Below are 1,187 nucleotides of genomic sequence, written 5' to 3'. Positions count from 1 at the left end.
ACCAAGCCTTTGCTAAGCCGTCAAAAACAGCTTTTTCGTAGTTGTCCAAGTCGGGCTTAACGGTCGGCTTTATCTCATGATTAGCACGTCTCTTATACTCTGCTTTGGATAATCCTTTTTGGATTCTTCTGCAAAAGCGTATGTGTGCAACTAACGGCACGCCTCTTTGAAACAGCTGCTTGTTGCGGTATTTGTCCCAATACAATATTTTTATGCCGTTCTTATACACTCGATATTTAGAACGTGTGTAGCCCTTACTTCCGGATCTATTTGAATTGAAACCTGGTCTTGATGCTGGCACTGGTTCACCGTCAATCACTAATTTCAGTTGATTAGTCACTTGCTGCCCCTTTCTTATGCGTATCACGAATCCTTTTAAGACGTTCTTGGAAGTCCTCTTTTGGTATTGGATTCTCAACCGGTGCTTTGACCTTACTCCAGTCAGTCCCGACCTCTTTACGTGCATTTGGCTTATGGTATCTGCTTGCTTTCGATTCCTGATTAGCTTGTACTGCCATAGTGTCGTATTGTTTACGTAACTTAGCCGCTGAGAGCACGTTACCAGACCAAAATTCGTTAGTCTGTGACCAATCAATCATTTTTTTGATCTTTTCGTAAACTTTAAGGATATGCGGCTGAACTTACTTATTGAAAATGACTTAATTATTATATTAAGCATTATATTGGTTTGGACTAGTAGTACTTTGATACATTTATTTGTGAGTTATTTAAGTGATTTTTTAGGAATAAATAAGTGCAGATTCACTAGTGCCTTTGTGGGATTATTAATTTTGGCATTAAGTGTTGGAGTTATTCTATTTACTTTTATGCAAATGTCAATCATTACAATGGTTCTTTATTGGGGTGTATCACCAAGAAATACTTTTTTGAAATTTTGCTTATTTGATATTATGGGAATTATTATTACGAGTGTTTTTAATATATATTTGTTACAAAATTATTTCGAAACAAGGCGTTAGATTACATTCAGGATAAGAAAATGTACGTTTATGATTAAATTGGCACAAAAATAAATTTTTGGAGTATTATCAAGATAATAACAGAGTAAAGAAGGGGTCTGCGTGAATTTTAATAACGATTTTTATAAAGGAAAATACTTTTGGATAGGCGTTTTGGGATTATCATTTTTGATTAACTTCCCTTGGAATAATGTCTGTACTATTAAC

The 1,187-nt window shown here is 35.0% G+C and carries 2 protein-coding genes; both read right to left on the bottom strand.

All coding sequences use genetic code 11. The annotated features are described in order from the left end of the window. A partial coding sequence (locus tag FHL06_RS13630) for a RusA family crossover junction endodeoxyribonuclease (RefSeq protein ID WP_192918016.1) occupies positions 1-340 on the bottom strand: 340 nt, incomplete at its 3' end. Continuing rightward, positions 333-599 carry a hypothetical protein gene (locus tag FHL06_RS14475; RefSeq protein ID WP_192918015.1) on the bottom strand — a complete coding sequence of 89 codons (267 nt, stop codon included), beginning with the start codon at positions 597-599 and terminating at the stop codon, positions 333-335. The genes FHL06_RS14475 and FHL06_RS13630, both read right to left, overlap by 8 nt. Positions 600-1,187: the final 588 nt, after the last annotated feature.

The organism is Companilactobacillus halodurans (assembly GCF_009600985.1).
GTDB classification, from domain to species: Bacteria; Bacillota; Bacilli; order Lactobacillales; family Lactobacillaceae; genus Companilactobacillus; species Companilactobacillus halodurans.
Note: the sequence above shows the minus strand (reverse complement) of the source record. Positions and strands in the feature narration are given on the sequence as shown.